Origin of the sequence: Nocardia carnea (assembly GCF_029868855.1) — a bacterium.
Lineage (GTDB): Bacteria > Actinomycetota > Actinomycetes > Mycobacteriales > Mycobacteriaceae > Nocardia > Nocardia carnea_A.
Genome location: NZ_JARWOV010000068.1, coordinates 1 through 20617 on the forward strand (window position 1 = coordinate 1; position 20617 = coordinate 20617).

Sequence of the window (20617 nt, forward strand, 5' to 3'; positions counted from 1 at the left end):
GACCGGTGCCGGTCGGGCACGATGGATGATGCGCTGGAAGCCTGCGGTCAACGCGTTCGCGATCACCTTCGCCGACCGCTGGCCCGACGCCCGAACCTACTGAGAGAAACCGCCGGAAACACCTTTAGCGAGATAGTCCCGGTCATGGCAATCGTGCTGCGCCGGACCGGACACACCGTTCAGACCGGCCATCATCATGGCGGCGAAGCCAGTGCGGGTTACCCGAAAAAAGCCTGCGCGCGGACCTCGAACGGTCGGCTAAATGGTGGCCCAGCGGTTCAGTGCCGCCGGAGTTCCGAGTTCCATCCGAGCCTCGGTAGTGTGGGCGTAATAGGTCAGGAATCGGAACAACCGGTGGGCATCGGCGGCGAGACGAGGACATTCGAGGACGACCGCTCCGTCTGGCGCCTGAACTTCCAGTTTCCAGAACCGATACGAATTACTTCCGAATCGGATGGATGGCGTGCGCAGGTGATTCCGTACAGCTCCCTCCCAGCCGATAACGCATATCAACGGGGTGTTCTCCATCGACGAAGCAAGCACACCGGTCACATCCGACCACGGCAGAGTCATCCGGGAACTCCAGCCCTCGTATACGATCTCCTGTGGCGTGAGCACGAGACTCGCCCTGCGAATCCGACCGGCCAGAGCGAGACCCGGTGTCGACGCGAAGAATAATCCCATACAGAACAACGCGAGCGCAGGAATCCAGAGAATCGGCTGCCCCGATACCGCGATTTCGAGACTCGCTCCGAGCAGCAGCACCGCGAAACAGAAGCACATCAATTGGTTCAAAGCGAAGATTGGAATCGCGCCGGGAATGGCAGTGGCGCCTAGGCCGTCCACCGAGTCCAGTCGGATCCTGCTGGTGCTACGTGTTCGCGTGACAAGCCCCGCGATTCCCGTGACCGCGAGGACGAGCATCGAGATTCCCAGTAGAGCCACGTATTTCGAGGCGGCATGGCCGAACTTGTCGGCGCTCCCCCAGCCGGCCATTGCCAGCACGAAGCACATGGCCGCAAACCCGGCCAACAAGACGGTCGACAGCAGTATTGTTCCGACATAGCGACCCGAGGTCCGCCAGGCGGCAGGACTCATCATTCGGTCAGAAGATCGCATTCCACGCCTTCGACACCCCACCACCGATGGCATCGCCCGTAGCCTCGAACGCATCGATACCTCCGTTGATCGCGCTGCCTACGCTGAGGCCATCCTGGTACAGAGCATCGACAGCACCAGAAGTGAAAAGCCCAGCGCCGGCGCCGACGACTGTGCCCACTGCGGCACCGCCAATGTTACCAACCACCGGAAAGAAGCTGCCGAGGATAGCTCCCGTGGCAGCGCCCGCAGCAACGGATGCACCGAAGCCCGCCGCGCCCGATACAACTGCCTGCTCAACAGGTTTGCCGTTGTGGATGTCGTAAACGACACCTGCAATCGCAAGCGCGCCGCCTACCCTGAATCCAATCTTCGCGGACTTGGTCTTCGCATTTGATGCCTGCTCATTGAGAGCGGTGGCTGTGCCCGAAAAATCACGCGCGAAATGCATGTTGCGATAAACAACTTCACGCGGCGACCCGACCGGCGCGAACCTGGCGTCGTCCATCAACGCGGTCGCAAGCGAAGAAGCGCTCGATGCACTCTGCAGAAGCTTCGATGCATGTCTTGTAGCCATCACTCCAGCCGCACCATTGATCATGTCACCGATGACGAGGAACCATTTGTCTTTGACGTCGTTGACCATATTGTTCCAGGTGGTGCCCCAGAATTCTTCGGTGTCCCGGACCTTCTCGGCTTCCGCGGATACTGTGCTGTAGGCGGCGACCTTCGTGGCGTCGTCATCGGAGGGCTTCTCGATTGTGGTGCCGGTCAAGGTCAACCCAGCCTCGGTGGCATGGGTTCTGACTGTCGACATATCGAGCTGCGCCTGCTGGACCTGCCCTGCCAGGGTCTCGAGCGCTGTCGCATATTTCTGCACTTCAGTGAGAAAGGTATTCGCTTTGGTGGCCGCCTCGCGTGTCTTTGTGACGAAGGCGTCTCCCGATTCCCCATCCCAGCCGGATTCTGCAAGGCCGCGGACCTTGTCGAGATCATTGACAGCCGTTGAGAGTTGATTGCCGAGCGTGTCACGCAGCCACGCTGCGCTGGCACGGATGCTTGCCGGATCCCCCTCGATCTTCGTATCGATAGTCACGGCTCAGCTCGCATCCCAGCTTTTCCGGAGAACGTCATCGGCGGTCGTGTCGTCCTGTTCCTTGTATTTGTTCGCGGCATCGGTCACCGCGGAGCCACTGGCCGCCATGCCGACGACGAGCTGTCCCGCACCATCCATGATCACCGACAGGAGGGCGAGTACTGACGGTGTGATAACACCGGCATCCAGGGTGTCCGGTGTCTTTTCGTTGGTCGCATCGAGTTCCGTACTGGACGTCGCCAGCGTGTTCGCGATGGTCGCCAGCGCGTTCTGGTCGATATACAACTCTGTCATGATGGGAAACTCCCCCGGTGTTCATCCGGAATATGGATATCGAGCAGCAGAACATCGAATGGCTGGTCCTGCTGCACCGAATCAAGTGCCACCGTGGGCGTCCACATCCACGGCTGATCATCACCGCAGCATGTCAGGAGTCGGTCGAGCGCCGAGTACGCCAGGCAGGCCACCCGACCGTCGCGCATCTGCCGCAGCATGATTCGCGCATCCTCGACCCTGTCCACATGAGTCATGGTCGGCAGATAGACAACAGGCGGGAAGTTCTTCGGAATCGAGGTGGCACCCGAATCGTCTCGACGTCCACTTGGTTGGGCAGGCTCGGCGGCATCACTCCGCCCGGCAAGGACTGGTTCGTTGTTCGCCCGATGAGCGTCGTGGTTCTCCCGATCGGCAGCCGGCGTATCTGACGTAGCCGAAGGTGACATGCCATAGCTCGCCGCTGAATAGCTGGTGCTCGGGGGACGGAGTCGCGCGAATGCTTCCTCCGGAGACAGTCTGGTTGCGGGCGCGGTGACAGGCCCGAGGTCGCTTTGGCTCGTGGAGCCGGCCTCCGTCGGCCGATGGGCAGCAGGCTCCTGGGAGGCCGGAGTTGGAGAGGGCGGCGGCGCAACCGGCGCGTCGCCGAGATTGAGCGACGAATACAGGTTACCCGGATTGTTCGGATGATCAGTGCCATCAGCGAATGGGTCATGATGCGATACAGGCATCACGGCACCTCACAGATCTTCTACAGGCTGAGACAGACGAATTGCGATATTTCATGTTCAATCCGAATCCCCCTACCTCATAGCTCTATTCGACCGTTGCATACCCTGCCCGGCACACCGCCGGTTGTCAAGATGCCTGCCTGGAGATTCACCAAGGCCTGCGCTACACCGGCCATCACCACGAACTCCGGTGCTGGCTTCCGGAGCCAGAGCAATTTCCGGTCAAGCGACCACGCAATTCCGACAAGGATTAGTCAGTCATGTTCGGTACGCAATTCACAGCAACTCGTGGGATTCTCTCATGTCCGTGGAGCAGTATGCACTTCCGATCACAGCGGCAGTGCGCGAATCAGAACGTCGAACGTCGGCGCGCCCTCCCAATTGGGTCGCAGCGAACCAATCCGGGACCAGCCCCATTTCCGATATCGCGCGTAAGCGTTCTCGTTTGTCGGGTCCACCAGCAGCGTCGCCCGCCGTTCCCGCCGGCCACCCAACAACTCGTCGTGCAGGGCTCGCGCGTGACCTCGGCCGGTGTGCTCACGCACGACCATGATCTCTGACAGCGCAAACGTCCGCGTCCCGTCCTCCTTCGTGAATTCGGGTTCGTCTTTGTCGAGTCGCAGACCGTTCCACCAGCGGGAATTATCGTTGATCGGCCACCCCCACGCCTGCCCGATCGCCTCACCATCGGAGTACAGCACCACCAGATCGAATCCGGCACTGTTCGTGTAGGCGTCGAATCGGCGCATGGCCACTTCCAGCGACTCGAACGGATCGCCACTGGCGATGGATTCTGCGTAGGCACGCGCGTACACATCCTGAACGGTGTCGCGAATCTCACGAGCGCCTGAAGGATCGTGCCGACGAAATTCAGTCAACTGTCAGGCCTTTCGTCGTGGCGAGGGCGTCGAACCGCGCCTGAAACTCTTCACCCTCGGAACCGGTGTCTATCGCGAGCCGGATCGGCTCCAGCACCCGCAAGGTCCGCGGGGACGCAACCGATTCCTCCAGGACGTCGAGGACCGGCCGCGCCGCATCAATGGCGCCTGGTATGTCACCGGTGTGGGCAAGCGTAGCCGCGAACCAGGCGACGGCGAGCGCAGCATTGCGGACACCCGCCGGCTCCGCTGCCGCGACCTCGTACAGAGTCAATGCACGTCCGTGGCTTCCGGTGTCAGCGTATGCCCGTGCCTCATGGCCACGTACTTCGGCGTGTGTGACAAACCGCAGCCAAGGCGCGCATTCATCGGCCGACTCGTACTCGGCGGCGGAGTCCATCTCACGCCAGGCTGTGGATATTGCGCGCGCAACACCATGGCGGTCGCCGGCCACACCACAGACGGCTGCTTCCCGAGCGGCGATCAGTGCATGAATCCGCCCCGGCGGTCGCCGCCGCACGAGATGTCCAGTGCGCTGAAGCAGCATATGGGCATACGACGGGGAGGCAGCACCAGACCGGGCCAAATGGATGGTCTGCAGGGCGGCATTCAGTGCCGCGTGGACGGTCAGATCATCGTCGTCGGCCGCGGACGCCAGTGACAGCGCATCGGCGTAACAACGCCGAGCAAGATCGGTCCGGTCCGCATCATGCGCGAGCCAGCCCGTTTTGACCGCCAACTCCCCCACCGCCGACATCCACGCTCGGCCAGTCTTCTCGTCGAATATCCCGCTGTGCAGTAGACCCTGGGCCTTTGTCAACGAGTCGATAGCGGCGGGCAGGAGGTTGGCACCACCGACAATTTGGTCCAACCTACCGAGTTCGGAAGTAAAGGCATTGAGGCGGTCCACATCCGCCATGCCGATGCGGGACGGATTCCATTGCGGCAACGTCGCGACGGTGAGCGCGGCAGCCTTGCTGAATTCGCGGCGGTTCACGTCTGCCTCATCCTCTACGCCTCCAGACGGCGAGTGTCGCGGTGCTGCGGCCCGCGGAGCGGATACGGCGAGAGCGAATCGACGCATCTGCTCCGGGCTCAGCTTGGCGAGCCAACTATCGAGGTCGGCGGCACGTTGCCCGCGCACCGGCCGCAATTCGGTGGCACGTTCCCATTTTCGCACGGTCGCCACAGACCACCCGATCTGTTCGGCGAACTGCTCCTGCGTCATCCGCAACGCCGCGTCACGCAGCGCCCGCACCTCGACCCTTGTCCAAACCTCCACGATCATGCGACGCCCCCTGTCCATGCATTCCTGCCGGAAGCGTATCGGCTCCCCGTACGGCTGTCCTCGAGATGAGGATCCCGGCCGATGATCCTCGCCGCACAGGCCTCCCATCGTATCGCTGTTCTGGCCAGCACATTACGAAGTCGACGGCTACGGGAAGGCGCGGGGACCTGATTCAGCCAGCCGTTCGGTCAGGGCAGCCTTGGTAGGCTGTATCCCGGCTCGAAGGCGGTGCGCTCGAGGCCGCAGTTTCTGAGTCGGCACTGCCGCAGGGCATAGAGAGGCACCTTGTTACAGGCAGACATAGACAAGCTGAACGAGCTCGCGCAGAAGCTCGAACAGAACGGTAAGGCTGTCGACGATCTGGACATCCGAACCAGGCCGAGCCCCGTCACTGCCCGGGATCGAGATAGATCAGTCGTTCGCCGAACTGGCCGAGAAGACCGAAGGCGCCTACCTACGAATCGCCGACCGGATGCGAGCTGTCGCCGGAGCGACGAGAGCGTGCGCCAACGACTTGAGCATGACCGATGAAGGGTTCGCGGCCAGAATGAACGAATTCGACTTCAAGCCTGCGCAGAGCTGAATGAGGATTTCGAAATCCCAGCTGGAGCGCTGGGACCTCACAGCCATGAACGACTGGGCCGACGCTCTGAACAACATCAACGAGCAGGCGATACAGGCCATCGACAGCACCCGGAACTACTTCACCGACGCCGGAACCCACTGGCAGGGAGCCGCCTTCAACGCCGCGTACGAGCGCGTCTCCGAAGACCACGACCAATCCCGCCGCGTCTACTACGAAATCTCCGACGTGCCCGGCATCATCAAGAACGCGGCAACCGACCTGACTTCTCTTCGCGGCGTACTCCGCGGCAAGGCCGACGACGCAGTAGAAGCGGGTCTCCGCGTCGACGACGACTGGACCGTGCACGGAACCGACGAGGCACAGGTCAAGCCCCATCAAGATGCGATACGGATCGCATACGATGCGCTGACCCAGGAGGTCTCCCAGCTTCGGATCGACCTCCTGAACCAGGCGGGCCTGATACGCGCGGCGGGTGACCTGCTCGGATCCGGAAACTTCATCGACGAGCAGTCGACCAATAATCGACGACAAGCACTCGCGAAGCTCTTCCACGATGACCTGCTCGCCCGGTTCAACGTCCCAGTGGACCCCGATGGCATGACCACCTGGCCCAAGCCGCCGCTCAATTGGGGTTTCGGCAGCCAGAAGATGACAGCCGAAGAAGCGCGTCTTCTGGACGATCTAGGGCTCCTGGGAGCCCGCGACGCCTACGGCATCTACAAGACCGCTATCCATGAATCCGAGAACGTATTCGACAGGGCCGGGATCACCGATGGCCATTCGGACGCGTTCCGGCACGCCTACTGGAACGCCATGCTGGCGAACCGGTTCGGGCCGGAGTTCGCGCAGGAGTACACGAACGCTCACGAAGGTGTGGACACGAACTCGGCATCCGCCGAAGCGATGGACCTCCACAACAACGCGGTGGGGAAAAGAATTGCCGCCGAGCACCCCGATGCGAAGCCCGGAAGAACTGGCGACCTACGTCAAGGAAGCGGTTCTCCGGGGCGATATGGTCGTCGTCGGGCCGGACGGCATGCTGACACCGAGCGACCAGGTCGCCATCGGCGAGACCGGACGCGCCGACGGGCCACCGGCAACGGGCGGCACCAAACCTCCACCGACCGATACGGAGTTCACCTCGGGCGGATACAACCCGGGAAGCGACGGCGAAAGTTACGGCACCTATGACAGCTAGGAAGGTCCTGCTCGCGTTGTTGGTGTGCGCCGCTGTTGCGCTGACCGCATGTTCAGATGATAGAGGGGTTGCTTTGGAGGAAGACCAGGCACTTTCGGCCGAACTGGCCGAACTGCGCCAGAACGGCGGATCGGTCAGCCTGCACGAGCTGACCGGCGGCAACTGGGACTCGGTTTATGTGTCGCACCAACCGGTCTCCCGCGACTACCTCGAGAGCGAAGTCGGAGGGAAGATCGACATGGACGAGACGTTCATGCAACGAGGGAACATTCTCGTCTTCCTGAAAAACGGTCAGATCTCGCGGGCAACCTACATCACCCCCGACCTGCTCCAGCCCGGTGAATACTCCAGCAGTGTCCGGATCACCGCAGACGGATACCCCGCACTGCTCCAGATGTCCGAGTAGGAGCGGGCTACGACACAATCGGCCGGCCGGTGGGTGCCGGCCTGGCCTTCCTCGAAATTCCTTACCGATCAGGGTCGTGCGACCAGATCGGCATCGGTGACGGTGACGAACCCCTGCCCCGAAGGCATCAAGGACTCGACGATATCGACGTGAGCGGCGTCGAGATGCCGCACCAGCGACTCTGCCAACTCGGCGGGCTTGGTTCCTGTCTCTCGGCCAGGAGCAACGCGGCATTCAATTGTTGGTCGGCGCACTGCTGTGCACCGGCATACCGAGCGGAAGCGTAGCAGTTTCCTATTACTGCTGTCCCTGGGACCGCGAAGGCCGGTCGATGACGCTTGATCCAGCCCCGGCGCCGGGTCGAACCGCGTTGACGGCCCGCACATTACGAGGCCGCCGATCGCGGAAATCCCCGGCGCCGGGTGCACGCCAAGACATCCCACCCAGGAGGCACTGTGCGCGAACGACCACCTCGGCCCGCACGAACTCGACGCCGTACTGGACATCTGCGACGTGGAAACCGTGCTACCGCGTCTCAGCTTCCCACGCTGGACCGCCACGCAGGACACACCATGAGCGCCCTGGTAGTGGTCGGTTTCGCGATCGCGATCGGACTACCGCTGCTGGTGATCGCGGCAACGATCTGGTGGCCCTGATGCTCGATCCACCGCGCCACTTCCGGATCAGAGGGTCAGTCTCGGCACACGCTTCACACGCCTTGGCGCGGACCACCACGAACTTCGGTTCGCACGCGGATTCGTCCGCACCCGCACCGTAGGCCGTGCTCGCCGGTGCCCGGCGCGTCGTTGAGGGTTCGGCGTAGTAACTGCCGTCGTACCGTGGCCGCGAACGCGGTGTGCTCGGTGCGCAGCAGCGTGCCCATGTAGTGCCCAGGGTCGGCCGGGTGGTAGACCATACGATGCTGTCGGCGATGATGCACGACTCCTGGACGGGACCGAGTGGGTGCAGCATCGTGTGGTGATGGCGTAGCGGGTGTTCCACGCGGTCTGCACTGGTCGGACCGTCCGATCGATACCACAGAGACACTTTGACGCTGAACGGGAGCCGGGTCAGTATCTCGACGAGTCCGCAGGTGAGCGAGCCGTCGGTAGCCGCGGTGAAAATATCGATCGGCTCGGTCCCGCGGGCAATGTCGTCAGCGGTCGCATTCATCGGGACAGGCCGGGGAGGCGCACACGCGGCGCCACGCCGAGTACACGCTCTGGAGGAAGCGGTTGCGCAGTCAGCCCAGAATATCGATGCTGTTGAAGACGAGGTGGCTCAGTCGTTCGCTTTCGCCGTCGTAGTCCGGAGGTATGAGACTGTCGATGATCTTCATCCCCTCGTCGGAGATTGTGCCGAACACCGTGTATTCCGGATTGAGTTGTCCGTCGGCGAAGAACAAGTCGAAAGTACCGCCGAAGAAGGAAAGGTTACTCATCACCAGATAGCCGCGACGGTACTGCAACTCGATGAACGCCTCGGAATCCAGATCGTAACCAGGGCTTTCACTGTCGCCGCACGAAATCCACTCCACGCGCCCTCCAGCGCAGCGGACTCGGTCGAACTCGCCCTGCTCGGCCAGGCTGATGAAACTGTTGACCGTGCAGGGCGCCAGTGATCGGTCGAGAAGTAGCGGGATCGCTCCCGCATTGGTGTTGATCGTCGCCCGGACGGTGCCTTTGGAAGAAACCGGGCCATCGTCCGGGCGTTTCACCCGTGGTGCCTTGCCATCCGGTTTGTACCGGCAATACACCGGATCGGGTAACGGAGTCGGGCGTACAGGCGGCGGCACGAAGCCAGGTGGAATCTGTGTCGGTTGAGCAGTGGTCGGCTGCGGAGGTGGTTGCTGCGCAGTGGAGTCACCATCGCTGTGTATGAGGCCGGGAAGATAAATCGCCGCAGCGACCACCATCGTCACCACCGCGAAGATCACCGCGGCGCCCGAGGCGACTTTCCGCCGACCGGCCGCCCCGGCCCTCCGGCTGTGTGAACTCGTCTCCGGATTCCGCCTGGGGCTCGGTAAACCGGAGGCCGATGGAGAGCTGCGAGAAGGTGCGGTGGTTGCGTCGGGTGGATACGGAGGCGGTGCAGTGTGAGGATGCGCTGAAACCGGTGCTGCGTCTGCGGCTGTCGGCTCGGGTTCCACGATGCCGGCCGCGACCGACGGCGTGCCCGCGAGCGCCGCGCGGGCCGCTGCGGCAAGTTCACCACAGGAGCGATACCTGTCGGCGGGTCGTTTGGCCAGCGCGGTGGCGATGACCACATTGAGCGCCGCCGGCAGTTCCGTACGTAAGACACTGGGACGCGGCGGCGGATCGTTCAGGTGGGCGGCCATCACGGCGGCGTGCGTATCACGGGGAAACGGTCGCTGCCCCGTGAGCAGGTGATGCAGTGTGCAGCCGAGGGAGTAGACATCGGTGCGGCGCTCGGAGGGCTGAGCGAGAAATCGCTCGGGTGCCGCGTAGGCGAACGTGACGGCCAGCGTGGACGCCGTCACCGATTCGTCGAGTGCACGAGCGATGCCGAAATCGGTGAGTACCGCCCGGCACTGCCGGCGTGGATCGGGCCCGATCAGCAGATTGGCCGGTTTCACATCGCGGTGCAGGACGCCTGCGGCGTGGGCGGCGTCCAACGCGTCCGCGGCGTCGGCGATCAGTTCCACCGCCAGATCCGGGGCAAGACCGTCCGGGGACGCCGCGAGCAGGGCGTTGGCGTCCCCGCCGCTGATGTACTGCATCGACAGCCATAGATCAGGATCGCCGGGGTCGCTGCGATCGTAGACGGCAACGATATTGGGATGGTCGAAGCGTGCCGCCAGCGCAACTTCCCGCTCGAAGGCGATACGCGCTTTCGGATCGGTGGCCAAGGCATCGTTGAGCACTTTCAGCGCCACATGACGTTCCAGCCGCGGATGGCGAGCGAGATACACCACGCCCATCCCACCGGACCCGAGAGGTCGATCGATGACGAACCCGCCGAACTCATCCCCCGAATGCAAAACCACCTCGGCTCCTGAGTTTTCGGGTGTCTTGCGTACCCGCGCCGACCGAATACCTATGTGACGTCAGCGAATATAACCTACGTGGCAGACGACCGCGCCGCTCCGGCGCCGGGCGCGGTGGAGCCGAGGGAGGTTCCACTCCGTGCGAAATCTGCGCGCCCCGGATTCGTGACAACCCGCGTGGTGCTGGACAGAAGCACCGGACTCCGACCGCCGACGATACCGTGCCACGTTCGATGCTCGTGCGATAACACTCGGAAGTCTGCCGGTGATAACCGGCATGAGTGACGAAGTGACCTGTGCGCGTGGGGAACACGGCCGCAGGAGCCGTACGGAAGATGATTCGGAGGTCGAGAGTGCCTACTGTCGAACTGTCGGAAGCGGTCCCGAGCCACTACGCCCTTGGTGCAGGAAACCCAGCCGACGAGTTCCTGTGGCTCATTTTGCCGATGACGGCATCCGCTGTGGGGCTGACCTTCTGGCTGCTGCGCCGGGTGACACCTGCCGCTGTCGAACCGCCGAGCAGGCAGCTGACCGTGTACGAGATCGCACTTTTGTACGGTGAGGAGCGCGCCGTACTCGCCGCGGTGACACTATTGCGCGCCAAAGCATTGATCGGCTCGGATGGATTGCCCTTGCGGCGGTGCAGCGTTGAGGAGCACGCACAGTTCGACCCGCTCACCGGAGCGGTGTTCAACTACCTGCACATGCCAGGGCAGACCATCGGCACGCTGACGTCGATGGTGCATGGGCGGCTGACCCAACTCCAGGAAGTGCTGACACAGCGCGGGTATCTGGCCGACGGCCGTGCCCAGCGGAAAGCGCGCAGAGCGCTGATTCCGCTGTGGGTCGCGACCCTGCTCGGCACCGTCATGGTTGTTGCCGCTTATCCCGACGACGGCGTCTACCACAATCTCTACCCACTCGTGCCGATCCTCAGCTTGTACGGCACTCGGTTTATGAGCCGAAGGCTGCGGGTTACTCTCACATCGCTGGGCACAGCGGCCCGGCAGCGCGCGACACGCGAACTGTGCCACCTCCGACCGCAACAACAGCGGTGGTCGGAGGGGTCAGAGCCATATGAACAGTACGGGCCGGAGGGAGCCGCCATGGCCGCTGCCGTGTTCGGAGTCCCAGCATTGCGGACACTCGATCGGAGGCTGGCAGCGCAGGTCAAAGCCTCGAATAGTGCTTCCCGCTCGGACGGCCAGGGTGGGGACGGCGGTGACGGCGGCGAATAGTCCTGGTTCGCGGCTGCCGCGAGTGCAGGCCGGAGACGCGACTCCCGATGCGATGCAGCATCTGTCGTCGGAGCTCGCTGGGGGTTTCCTTCGCCGCGCCGTACCGCCACCACGTGTCCCCGGTCTTGTGGCCCATGGGGAAATTGTTCCGGTTAATGAGAGCTCAGGAACGCGCCGCGCCTTCGGGCCACACCACGTCCACAGCCAACCCATGCTCCCGCGCCAACTTCACCACGCTGCCGGTTCCCCCGGCCTCGCCGCCATCCCCATCCCATACCGCGACCAACCGGTCAGCCGACCCGAGGAGCGCCTCGTTCGCCGCTTCATACGCCTCCCGGCCTGCCTCCTCGAAATCCATCACCTGGACCTCGGACGCACGCGCCACCAGCTCATCGAACACGGGCGCATGATCGGGTTTCACCTTGGTTTCGCGGTAGTTCCGAGCGGGCAGCACCACTTCGAGCCGACCACCGGCCTCGAGCACCGCTTGCGCGAATACCGAATCGGCTCCCCGGGCAATACAGCTCACGCCCACCAAATCGGAAACCTCGGCCAGACGCCGAGCGATCTCTTCACGCACCAGCACCGCAGTTTCCTCAGTGATGTTCATGTGCCCGGTCACAGCGACCCGCATTTTCACTCCTGTGCATTGACCAGCAGGCGCATCCGGTCGCGCAGCTCAGCGATCGCGAGGTTGCCTTTCGCCCGCTCTGTTCGTTTGTCTCATCGGCGAACTTCTTCAAGAGATCAATTGTTCCGGCTTCGGCAGAATCAGACGCCGCGGAAATCGATATGCACGATGCGCGTATTCACATCCCGCTCGTCGACAGTGATATCGCGCATCATCACCGTGCCCGCCGGGGAAGTGAACCATTCCTGAGCCCGGACAACATTCGGGGACGATTCCAGCGACGGCCCGGCGATCGGTTGCTGTAGGAACGGTGGATACTCCTTCGCGAATGTCACCGGGAATCGCGATTGCTCCAGCATCCAGACGAGGTCGGCCGGCGAAAGCTCGACCGCGATCCGATACCGGCGGTCGCGGTCGTTCCTGCGCTCGACCAGCAGCACCTTGCTGTTCGCCGGCAGTATCCACCCTCCGTACTCGGTCGCCTCCGCCAGCAGAGCCGGACTGGTCGATGCCTCGATATCCGGGATCATCGCCTGCTCTATCGAACGGTCGACAACCCGCGCACAGCCGTAGATGCCGAGAGTGACGGCCGCGAGTATGCCCAGGGCGACGGCCGGCCACATCCACCGACCTCGCATCGAACGTTCCTTTCCAGAGGAGTGCGGCGGCGACATCATCGCGGCGGAGTCCCGGTCCCGGATGGTGGCGGCAGGACCAGCGTTTCGGCCGTCGGTATGGGCCCCTCGAAATGTTTGACGGTAGACGAACCGATCATATTGAATTCCTTCGCCAGACCCGCGGTGTGCAAGGCCCCCAACTCACGATCAGTCCAGGTCATTCCGGCGATCTCGGTTTCTTTGGTGCCGTCCCAGTTGTACCGGTCGAAAAGGTGACACTGGTAGTCGAGAACAATTCGTTGTTGTGGTTCCGACCCGCTTGCCGCGTAGACGGTGACCACACCGCAGGCCGACGCTTCCACCGAACCGATGGCCAACCACCAGTCGCGGCCGGCGAAGGTGTAGTCCTCCCACGCGGATTGGAATTCGGCCGTGATGCTGTCCGAAGTGCTGACCGTGCCGAGCCTGGCCGCGATCTCCCGAACAGCCTTCGTGACGATTGCGTCGAAGTGCAGTTTCAACCCGGGTTCGTCGTTCATGATCCGGTCGGGATCCAATTGGAGGTCCTCGCCGGTGTTCTGCATGTAGTGATCGAGGTGATCCCCGGCGTTAGGAAGCCCCGCGGCGTCCGCCCCTGCAATCGCCACGATGATCGTATCCATGAACTTGACGTCGTCGCCCCGGCTGTACCACGGCTGCGAACCGTGCGCCCCTTGCCCCGCATCGGTCGGCGGATACGCGGGCATCGGCGGAATCTCGCGCGTCATCTTTCACCCGTCGGATCACACAACAGAGTCAACACGGTCCTCCCACCACAGATTGTCGCCGTAGCCGTACTTCCGGACACCCACGTCGACGACCACTTTCTCGGGAATATCGAAATCCTGTGAATGGAAGGCAGGGATCGGGCGCCCCGGCGAATAGTCCAGCGATCGGTTCATCCGATCTATCATCGACTGGATCGAATCCTGTCGAGACCGCGCCGAGGTCTGCATGGCCTCGAGGGCCGCCGCTATCTCGGTTTTGACCGATTCCCGGATCGGCCGGTTGACATACGGTGCCCACCCGCCCAGCGGAAAAGTGGAACCGAGGAAGGTCATCGGCCGCAGAATCTCGGAGCACAGCTCGGCCGCCTGGTTGTAGACCGATCGCTCCAGGTACATTCCGCCGTTTTCGACGATCTTCGATACGGCCTCGAGGTCGAGGCTTCGGCCGTTCAGTGTGTCGCCGAGTCCACCGGTACTCACCCCGAATGCCTGTGCGGCATCGCCGGACCAGCCGGATTGCAACCAGCGGGTGCCTCCGGCGAGATTCTGCGACGCGACGAAGTCATTGATGCCGACCAAACCGATCCGCCTACCGATCGCTTGCAGTGCCTCCCAATCCCCGACCAGCGGCATAAGGAAGTCCGCAGCGGGTTTGACGCCGATCGCCTCGTTGAACCGGTCGTCGTAGATGGATATCAGGTCGAGGGCCGAAGTGACTGCCTGTCGAAGGGTGTACTGGTTCTCCGGAACGTCAGGCAGGCTCGGCAGCTGCAGTCCGCCGAACCGCGCAACCCCTGGACCGGCCACGGCGGCTTTCTCATCGCCGCGTCCACCATCGGAGGCCGCGACCAGCGCCACCGCAGTGGCGGAGTCGGTGGATTGATACTGGGCCGCGGTCGTCGAAAGAGCGTTCCCGAAACCGTCGAGCACGATCGAACACGTCTGCTGCGCCGTAGTGAGTTCGCTGTTGAGCTTGCCGAACCCCGGCACAAGGGTCGCTATCAGCCCAGCGGACTCCGAAGGCAGCGTGACTGCCGCCAACAGGCGGGCGCTGTTCAACGAATGCACACTCTTGAGATCTTGCAAATCCAGTTTGAATCCAGTGAGGCTCGCCAGGTCGACCGATACGCTGGTCACCCGATCCTCACCGCTTTCCGACATCCAGGATTACCGGAAAACATATTGCTGCACAGAAACACTGCCTCCCACCTCCCTACCGAGGAGAGTACACGGGGACGCGTCCAGCGCAATCCGGCGGAAGCCTGCCGCTCTCGCGCCGAACCGTGTCCGCCGGGTCGATGAACCCGCAGTTATTCTGACGGTGTCCGTACACATCCGCCTCCGGACCGGTTCCGCTACCGTCGAGGAGGTGAGCGATACCCGATGGACGATCCTCGGTGAGCAGCTGGTCGACGAAAACCGGCACATCCGGCTGTCGACGGCAGACATTCGTCTCCCGGACGGGGTGGAGTTCACCCAGTACATTGCCCGGATGCCGCGGTGTGCGATGACGCTGGTGCTCAACGACAACCGCGAAGTGCTGCTGATGTACCGGTACCGGTGGATCATCGACCAGTGGGTGTGGGAGCTACCGGGAGGGTACGTCGACCACGCCGAAGATGTCGCCGCCGCGGCGGCCCGCGAGGTCGAAGAGGAAACCGGCTGGCGTCCGCGCACGATGGAACACCTCGTGACGTATCAGCCTGCGATCGGAACCTTGGATCATCCCCAGGAGATCTACTTGGCCCGGGGTGCCGAGCTCACAGACACCCGCCCGGACATCAACGAGGCCGAGGCAATCCGCTGGGCGCCACTCGATGAGGCGGTCGAGATGATCGATCGCGGAGAGATCGTCGGCGCGGCGACCGTGGTCGGTGTGTATCGGGCTCTCACACTCACCTGAGCCCGGTATACCGCTCCCTCGCCCACGGTTGAGCACTCAATCGATCGATTCCTTCACCCCCGCAGGGCTTCTCACCAGTCTCGGTCCGATCGCCCTCTGCCCCGCACCTAGCGGAAAGGTACCAGTTTCCTATCACTGCTGTACCTGGGACGGCCCGCCTCGGTCGATAAGGCTTGATTCGGCCCCGACGCCGAGTCGAATCACCCGGTGGACAGCACATTAGGAGTTGCCGACCGCGTCACACTCCCTGGCGCCGGGTGCCTGCCATCAAACCTGATGAGGAGGAACCGTGCGCGAACGACCAACTTTGCCCAAGCGTCCCGCGCGAAACCAGGCAATCGAAGCGGCCATCCGGATGTGGCGCGACCAATACACCGTCGAGACAGCCGTGCTGGAACGAGTGGCGACAGGCCTCCGGGCCACACTCGATATCCCGGAAACCGCGGCCGCCGCCGATATCGCGCGATGAGCCACTCGATCGCGTTCGGCTGGATCGACTACGACATCAGCCGCACCCCAGAATCCGACCGCGACCGGATACGCCGCCTCGCCGACCAACTCGGCTACCGACTCGTTTGGCCCTGCGAACGATCGGCGCTTCGGGTGGTCGATCAGGTACGCAACGCTGAGGCCGACCTGCTGATCCTGCCTGCACCCGGCCACCTGAGCCCCCTCGAACTCAACGAGGTCCTGGACATCGCCGACGTCGAGACCGTACTACCCCGCCTCAGCTTCGCCCGCTGGACACCCCGGCAGGTGACACCATGAGCGCACTGGTAACAGCCGGTTTCGCGATCGCGATCGGACTGCCTCTGCTGGTGATCGCGGCGACGATCTGGTGGCCCTAATCGTCGCGTCGTGAACGGGCCACCGGCAGCAGCACCCAGGTTGCCGACGCCACGATGCTCCGCGACCACCCTGCCGGAACCTGGAAACTCCGGAAAGCGGGATTCGGGAACTTGCTATTCCGGCTTTCGAAAGAAACCCGGAGCAAGAACCACTCCAGTCCCGGCTCGAACGCCGTAATGCGACGGTGCAGCACGCTGACGGCGGCAGGCCCTCACGCAGCGGGGTCGGTCGGCATCTTCAGCAGATGTCCACCGATGTCCGCCGGCAGCTCCAGCTTCCCGCCCAACGCGGAAACATACGCGGCGAGAGCTTCGACCGTCGCGACCTCACCATGCTCGATCTGCGACACCCGCCCCGGGCTGACTCCCATGATCTCGGCCAAACCCGCCTGCGTGAACCCCAGCCGCTTCCGCTCCTCGGCAAGCTGGTAACCCCAAATGCTCGGCCATGATCGACCGACGACGACGCGCGGCCTCCTCTTCGCCCACCTGGCGGCGATAGCCTTCACGATCCCATTTGGAGAAGCTACTCATCGCCTTTCCTCCTCTGTCCGCTGCGGGAGCAGCGCACGCTCCTGCAGTGCCGGCGCGGCATCGAGATCGACCACGACCTCGCTCATTCTCCGCCGCCTCCGCCGCCGCCCCCGCCGTCACCTCCGTCGCCGCCGCCACCCCCTCCGCTGTCGCCTCCACCGGCCGAGCCGCCGTCGGAGCCACCGTCGGAGCCGCCGTCCCCCCAGCCGCCGTCGGACCCCTCCCAACCTCCGGCATCGTCGGCCCAGACCAGGGCGATCCCGCCGCCCGTTGCGAGCGAGGTCGCTCCCGCAGCGCGGGAACGGAAGGTCCGCGGCCCGGACGGGTCGGCAACGAGCACGAACTGCGGCACGACGCGACCCATGAGCCAGCACCGGTTGTTCGCCCGGTCGACCACGATGACCGCGCTGGACCGCGAACTGCGGTCCAGGAGATACCCGTCCAGGCGGGCGGAGATGAGGGTCGGCACCGTCGCGCGGTCGCCGAGGAGGACGACGCGGGTCTCGCCGGCGAGCGCGGCGGCCAGAGCGCTGTCGGGGGCGAGCTGCTCGAGCACCCCGGGCACCGCGACCCGCAGCGGGTTCCCGGCAACGCGCGAAGCCATCCAGCTCCCCTCTGCCCGGACGAAGACCAGGTCAGGTGCGGCATCCGGATCGAAGCGGCGCAGCGCGTTCCCGCGACGCACCCGACGTACGATCCGCAGCGTCGCCACGACCAGGACCACGGCCGGGACCACCACCAGGAACGTGGACATCAACAGCCAGGTCACGACTCCGAACAGCACGCCCATCCACTGCTTGTCGTCAGGTGCTGTCCTGCTGACCTCCGCGATCCATTCCAGTGGGCTCAAAACAGCCCAGCCGAGCTCGTTGATCATGATCCTCGTGAAGGTCAGCAGCCAGATCACGGCCGCACCGACCAGCAGCAACGGCACCAACACGCCGAGCAGGCTCGAGCGAGCTGCTCGCGCGAGCAGTGATCGATCCACCGGGACCTCCTTGCATAACTTGTCCCCCGAGCCCTGACCAGGCAAGCCACCACTCAGATTATCCAAGTCGATAACTTGCGCTCCCGGAGCTCGGAAGGCGGAACGTCGTCCGGCATCGGTAGCCGCCCGGCATCCAGGCACGAAAGGCCGGCCATCACAGAGGCCGTGAGCCACACCGGATTGCTCTGCTGTTTCTTGCCGTTTTCGGCGTGGGTGCGTGAGACGGGGACGGTGAGCGGTGCGGTGGCGTCGGGTCCGAGTGTCGGACCGCCGGTGTAGCGTGCCGGAGCACGATCGACGTTCGACACAGGAGGATCGGGTGCGCGTCACGTGGGAACAGATATTCGGCTGGCGGCTCGCCCGCCAATTCGTCGCGTCCCCCATCGCGTCGAGCGTGCCTGATCTCGTCGGACGCCTGTGCGGTGTGCAAGCGCAGGTCACCTCCGCGGCGGAAACTGCGGTCGCGCTGCGCAGCGTCGCGCCCGAGGACGGTGCCGTGGTGAGCGCGCTGTCGAACCGCACGCTGATCAAGACCTGGGCCATGCGCGGCACCCTGCACGCCATGACACCTGCGGGTGCCGCCGCCGTGCTCCCGCTCATAGCGTCCGCCCGTACCTGGGAAAAGCCTTCGTGGCAGCGCACTTTCGGCGCCACGCCCGCGGAGGTGGCCGCATTGACCGAGGCGGTGGGCGGGATACTCGGCGACGCCGAACTCACCCGCGAGGAATTGGTGGAGGCACTGCTCGCCGACAAGGCGTTTCACAAACTGGGCAAGGAACTGCGCTCGGGCTGGGGCACGCTGCTCAAGCCGCTGGCCTGGCAGGGTGCGATCTGCCACGGGCCGCCGCGCGGCAACAAGGTGACCTTCACCAGTCCCGCACGGCTGATCCCCGATTGGCCGGGACCGGCCGAACCGGACGTCGCAGCTCCGGCCGCCATCACCGCGTATCTCGGCGCCTACGGTCCCGCGACGCCGGAGATCTTCGACGCCTGGCTGAGCCGCAACAGTCTGCGCAAGACCACCGTGCGCGGCTGGTTCGCCGAGCTGGGCGACGCGCTCACGCCGGTGGAGGTCGAGGGACGCACCGGTTACGTACTCACCGAACACGCCGACGAGCTCGCCGCCACCGAACCGGCTACCTCGGTGCACCTGCTCGGCCCCTTCGACCAGTACGTGCTGGGCCCGGGCACCGGCGACACCGAACTGCTGCCGAAGGCGCACCGCGCGCTGGTCAGCCGGACCGCGGGCTGGATCGCACCGATCGTCGTGGTGGACGGCCGGATCGCGGGCACCTGGGAATTGAAGGGCGACGAGGTGGTCGTCAGCATGTTCGACGGTGCGCCGCTGCCGAAGAAGCTCGACGCCGCAACCGACCGCGTATCCCGTGCGGCAGGGCTGGGCTCGGTGCGTGCGCGGGCGGCCTAGTGTTCCGCGCTTGAAATCCGCGACCGTGGTCGGTGTGTATCGGGCGCTGCTGTAGGACCGCGGGGTGGTGGCCGGCCGCACGCCCGAATCGGCGGACCCTTCGTTCACCGAACGGCACGACGCCACCTACCCGGTCAAGGGCTGACCCCGCGGCCCCGTCCGATCAGCAGTTCTGCGGAGCCCGCCAGGCGTCCTGCGCGTAGGTGGTCGAGCCGACCATGGCGCCGATCACGCCGCCGATGATCCCGAACGGGATGGCCCCGACAAAGAAGACGGGCAGACCCGCGATCGCGCCGCTCCCGGTCCCCAGCAGGGCGCCCAGGCCGGCCCGGAGTTCGATGGAGTCGCCGGGCGCCATGCACGCCGCGATGGGCGCCACCGCCCCGGACCCCGGAGCATCGGGTGCTTGCACCGGGGCGGGCGCGGCCGCCGCGACGCCCCCTGATCCGACAATGAGCAGCCCGGCAATGGCGCTGCCGAGCACGGTGCGGGTCGATATCTTCAACATATGCGCGCAGTTCCCTGATCAGTCGAAAACAAATGTGCGACCTGAGTAGCCAGATCTGCGACCATAATGTCGTATCGGCCGGTGTAATGCTCGCTTTCGGTATCTCGTTCGGAGCAGGCCGGAAACCGTGCTCGCCGATGATCCGGCCTACCCCGCTACCCCTCCTGCGCAGGTAGACCCTGATTTCCGTCCTCCCCATGTCGTCGGCTCGAAGGAGTTGCCGTCCGACTCTCGAATCGGCCGCCGGCGCCTCGTGGGGGCGGGTCGAGTCTGTCGGAATGCCCTTACGACTGCGGCGCGCCCGGGACTCGTCATCTGGGATATCGACGGCACCCCGATCGCAGCGTTGTGGGCGCCGGCGACGACTGTACGAACATCGAGACGGAGTCCGCGGATGGCGAACTTCCAGACGTTGACCAACACGTTGTCGGCCTTGGCGAACCTTCCGGGCGGCGGGTTGATCATCCTCGGCTCGGACGAGCGGGATGGTTTCCGGCCGACCGGCGTAAGACGTGCCCACACTCGCACGGGCTGCCGCGCGTTCCCATCTCTTGCCACAGGCGCCTTTCGCCGTCAGGGCGACCTTGTCGTCCCAG

Annotated in this window: 22 protein-coding genes; 7 read left to right on the plus strand and 15 right to left on the minus strand. The window is 64.2% G+C overall.

Annotated elements, in window-relative coordinates; all coding sequences use genetic code 11:
• Nucleotides 1-258: 258 nt before the first annotated feature.
• The 6 genes from QH195_RS05890 to QH195_RS05915 form a co-directional block, all read right to left on the minus strand.
• Nucleotides 259-1101, minus strand: coding sequence for a hypothetical protein (locus QH195_RS05890; protein WP_280434597.1), 843 nt, complete (start codon nt 1099-1101; stop codon nt 259-261).
• 4 nt (nt 1102-1105) lie between these two features.
• Nucleotides 1106-2194, minus strand: a complete 1089-nt coding sequence (locus tag QH195_RS05895; protein WP_280434598.1) for a hypothetical protein — start codon at nt 2192-2194, stop codon at nt 1106-1108.
• 3 nt (nt 2195-2197) lie between these two features.
• On the minus strand, nt 2198-2488 hold the full coding sequence (locus QH195_RS05900) for a hypothetical protein (protein WP_280434599.1): 291 nt from the start codon (nt 2486-2488) through the stop codon (nt 2198-2200).
• Nucleotides 2485-3198, minus strand: coding sequence for an SAV_915 family protein (locus QH195_RS35045; protein ID WP_348536804.1), 714 nt, complete (start codon nt 3196-3198; stop codon nt 2485-2487). Before QH195_RS35045 ends, QH195_RS05900 begins: the two co-directional genes overlap by 4 nt.
• 329 nt (nt 3199-3527) lie before the next feature.
• Entirely contained in the window at nt 3528-4013 is a 486-nt protein-coding gene (locus QH195_RS05910; protein ID WP_280434601.1) for a GNAT family N-acetyltransferase, read from the minus strand.
• Nucleotides 4014-4068: 55 nt separating this feature from the next.
• On the minus strand, nt 4069-5472 hold the full coding sequence (locus tag QH195_RS05915) for a helix-turn-helix domain-containing protein (protein WP_348537344.1): 1404 nt from the start codon (nt 5470-5472) through the stop codon (nt 4069-4071).
• 520 nt (nt 5473-5992) lie between these two features.
• Between QH195_RS05915 and QH195_RS05920 the strand changes: the two genes are divergently transcribed.
• Entirely contained in the window at nt 5993-7141 is a 1149-nt protein-coding gene (locus QH195_RS05920) for a DUF6973 domain-containing protein (protein ID WP_280434602.1), read from the plus strand.
• Nucleotides 7138-7554: a hypothetical protein gene (locus tag QH195_RS05925; protein ID WP_280434603.1), complete on the plus strand. Its 417-nt coding sequence runs from the start codon at nt 7138-7140 to the stop codon at nt 7552-7554. Before QH195_RS05920 ends, QH195_RS05925 begins: the two co-directional genes overlap by 4 nt.
• Nucleotides 7555-8797: 1243 nt before the next feature.
• Here the strand turns inward: QH195_RS05925 and QH195_RS05930 are convergent.
• The gene (locus tag QH195_RS05930; RefSeq protein ID WP_280434604.1) at nt 8798-10561 is read right to left on the minus strand and encodes a protein kinase domain-containing protein; all 1764 of its coding nucleotides are present in this window, start codon (nt 10559-10561) and stop codon (nt 8798-8800) included.
• 353 nt (nt 10562-10914) lie between these two features.
• On the opposite strand from QH195_RS05930, the gene QH195_RS05935 reads away from it, so the two are divergent.
• Nucleotides 10915-11799, plus strand: a complete 885-nt coding sequence (locus QH195_RS05935; protein ID WP_280434605.1) for a TIGR04222 domain-containing membrane protein — start codon at nt 10915-10917, stop codon at nt 11797-11799.
• Between the two features lie 163 nt (nt 11800-11962).
• Here QH195_RS05935 and QH195_RS05940 read toward each other — a convergent pair whose 3' ends face one another.
• The 4 genes from QH195_RS05940 to QH195_RS05955 form a co-directional block, all read right to left on the minus strand.
• Nucleotides 11963-12433 (minus strand): hypothetical protein, encoded by a 471-nt coding sequence (locus QH195_RS05940; protein ID WP_280434606.1) that lies wholly within the window; start codon nt 12431-12433, stop codon nt 11963-11965.
• 137 nt (nt 12434-12570) lie between these two features.
• Nucleotides 12571-13068 carry a hypothetical protein gene (locus QH195_RS05945; protein ID WP_280434607.1) on the minus strand — a complete coding sequence of 166 codons (498 nt, stop codon included), beginning with the start codon at nt 13066-13068 and terminating at the stop codon, nt 12571-12573.
• 35 nt (nt 13069-13103) lie between these two features.
• Entirely contained in the window at nt 13104-13814 is a 711-nt protein-coding gene (locus QH195_RS05950; protein ID WP_280434608.1) for a hypothetical protein, read from the minus strand.
• Between the two features lie 15 nt (nt 13815-13829).
• Nucleotides 13830-14951, minus strand: coding sequence for a hypothetical protein (locus QH195_RS05955; protein ID WP_280434609.1), 1122 nt, complete (start codon nt 14949-14951; stop codon nt 13830-13832).
• A gap of 232 nt (nt 14952-15183) precedes the next feature.
• Between QH195_RS05955 and QH195_RS05960 the strand changes: the two genes are divergently transcribed.
• The 3 genes from QH195_RS05960 to QH195_RS05970 all read left to right on the plus strand — a co-directional run bounded on the left by QH195_RS05960 (nt 15184) and on the right by QH195_RS05970 (nt 16485).
• The gene (locus tag QH195_RS05960; RefSeq protein ID WP_280434610.1) at nt 15184-15717 is read left to right on the plus strand and encodes an NUDIX domain-containing protein; all 534 of its coding nucleotides are present in this window, start codon (nt 15184-15186) and stop codon (nt 15715-15717) included.
• Between the two features lie 289 nt (nt 15718-16006).
• Nucleotides 16007-16186 (plus strand): hypothetical protein, encoded by a 180-nt coding sequence (locus QH195_RS05965; protein ID WP_280420151.1) that lies wholly within the window; start codon nt 16007-16009, stop codon nt 16184-16186.
• Nucleotides 16183-16485 (plus strand): hypothetical protein, encoded by a 303-nt coding sequence (locus QH195_RS05970; RefSeq protein ID WP_280434611.1) that lies wholly within the window; start codon nt 16183-16185, stop codon nt 16483-16485. The genes QH195_RS05965 and QH195_RS05970 overlap by 4 nt, the downstream gene beginning before the upstream one ends.
• Before the next feature lie 292 nt (nt 16486-16777).
• On the opposite strand, the gene QH195_RS05975 is transcribed toward QH195_RS05970, so the two are convergent.
• The 3 genes from QH195_RS05975 to QH195_RS05985 all read right to left on the minus strand — a co-directional run bounded on the left by QH195_RS05975 (nt 16778) and on the right by QH195_RS05985 (nt 18395).
• Nucleotides 16778-17074, minus strand: coding sequence for a helix-turn-helix domain-containing protein (locus tag QH195_RS05975; RefSeq protein WP_280434612.1), 297 nt, complete (start codon nt 17072-17074; stop codon nt 16778-16780).
• Between the two features lie 107 nt (nt 17075-17181).
• Nucleotides 17182-18087: a hypothetical protein gene (locus tag QH195_RS05980; RefSeq protein WP_280434613.1), complete on the minus strand. Its 906-nt coding sequence runs from the start codon at nt 18085-18087 to the stop codon at nt 17182-17184.
• A gap of 53 nt (nt 18088-18140) precedes the next feature.
• Nucleotides 18141-18395, minus strand: a complete 255-nt coding sequence (locus QH195_RS05985) for a hypothetical protein (protein ID WP_280434614.1) — start codon at nt 18393-18395, stop codon at nt 18141-18143.
• An 11-nt stretch (nt 18396-18406) separates the two neighbouring features.
• Here QH195_RS05985 and QH195_RS05990 point away from each other — a divergent pair, with 11 nt between their 5' ends.
• Nucleotides 18407-19513, plus strand: coding sequence for a winged helix DNA-binding domain-containing protein (locus QH195_RS05990; protein ID WP_280434615.1), 1107 nt, complete (start codon nt 18407-18409; stop codon nt 19511-19513).
• Nucleotides 19514-19676: 163 nt separating this feature from the next.
• On the opposite strand, the gene QH195_RS05995 is transcribed toward QH195_RS05990, so the two are convergent.
• Nucleotides 19677-20021, minus strand: coding sequence for a hypothetical protein (locus tag QH195_RS05995; RefSeq protein WP_280434616.1), 345 nt, complete (start codon nt 20019-20021; stop codon nt 19677-19679).
• Nucleotides 20022-20617 lie beyond the last annotated feature (596 nt).

Bases quoted from the DNA above. Each gene is read 5' to 3' on its own strand.
- QH195_RS05945 (WP_280434607.1), bottom strand. From the start codon at position 13,068: ATGCGAGGTCGGTGGATGTGGCCGGCCGTCGCCCTGGGCATACTCGCG.
- QH195_RS05900 (WP_280434599.1), bottom strand. From the start codon at position 2,488: ATGACAGAGTTGTATATCGACCAGAACGCGCTGGCGACCATCGCGAAC.
- QH195_RS05940 (WP_280434606.1), bottom strand. From the start codon at position 12,433: ATGCGGGTCGCTGTGACCGGGCACATGAACATCACTGAGGAAACTGCG.
- QH195_RS05925 (WP_280434603.1), top strand. From the start codon at position 7,138: ATGACAGCTAGGAAGGTCCTGCTCGCGTTGTTGGTGTGCGCCGCTGTT.
- QH195_RS35045 (WP_348536804.1), bottom strand. From the start codon at position 3,198: ATGCCTGTATCGCATCATGACCCATTCGCTGATGGCACTGATCATCCG.
- QH195_RS05950 (WP_280434608.1), bottom strand. From the start codon at position 13,814: ATGACGCGCGAGATTCCGCCGATGCCCGCGTATCCGCCGACCGATGCG.
- QH195_RS05970 (WP_280434611.1), top strand. From the start codon at position 16,183: ATGAGCCACTCGATCGCGTTCGGCTGGATCGACTACGACATCAGCCGC.
- QH195_RS05915 (WP_348537344.1), bottom strand. From the start codon at position 5,472: ATGGGAGGCCTGTGCGGCGAGGATCATCGGCCGGGATCCTCATCTCGA.
- QH195_RS05890 (WP_280434597.1), bottom strand. From the start codon at position 1,101: ATGATGAGTCCTGCCGCCTGGCGGACCTCGGGTCGCTATGTCGGAACA.
- QH195_RS05920 (WP_280434602.1), top strand. From the start codon at position 5,993: ATGAACGACTGGGCCGACGCTCTGAACAACATCAACGAGCAGGCGATA.
- QH195_RS05995 (WP_280434616.1), bottom strand. From the start codon at position 20,021: ATGTTGAAGATATCGACCCGCACCGTGCTCGGCAGCGCCATTGCCGGG.